This window comes from Chryseobacterium sp. 2TAF14 (genome assembly GCF_052115105.1).
GTDB lineage: Bacteria > Bacteroidota > Bacteroidia > Flavobacteriales > Weeksellaceae > Chryseobacterium.
Genome location: NZ_JBFRGA010000365.1, coordinates 1 through 498 on the forward strand (window position 1 = coordinate 1; position 498 = coordinate 498).

The window sequence follows — 498 nt, forward strand, 5'->3', positions numbered from 1 at the left end:
TCAGGAAATGGAACGTGATGAATTGGTTGAAATTAATCATAATCAAATTAAAATCACTGAAAAAGGAAGGGCTTTCACAAGAAATGTAGCCATGGTTTTTGATCTCAGAATGTTGAGGAACAAACCTGAAACTAGAATTTTTTCAATGACGATATAAAAGGAAAGCGATTCAGAAATGAATCGCTTTTTTATTGATATTAAATTATATTTTTTATTACGCAAAGATTTTTAATTTTTAGCTTATTATTTTAAGAAGCAAAGAATGGCGACAAAGTCGCTGATGAAGCTTGAATGACGATAGCTTTATAAAATCAATTTATTGATTCATCTTTGCTCCATTAAAATAAGATTGTGAAAATCAATCTTTGCGTTAAAAATATAATAACACATTATGGTTGTTATTTCATCAAAATTTAGAGCCTGTTTAAGTTTTATTAATTTAAATTCTGGATGATTGATTTTTTTTTATATAATTCTCGCAGATTGTACAGATTAAGC

The 498-nt window shown here is 27.1% G+C and carries 1 pseudogene; it reads left to right on the forward strand.

The window, feature by feature from the left end:
• Window positions 1-157 (forward strand): annotated as a pseudogene (locus tag AB4Y90_RS18200) (oxygen-independent coproporphyrinogen III oxidase); the annotation flags it as partial.
• Window positions 158-498 lie beyond the last annotated feature (341 nt).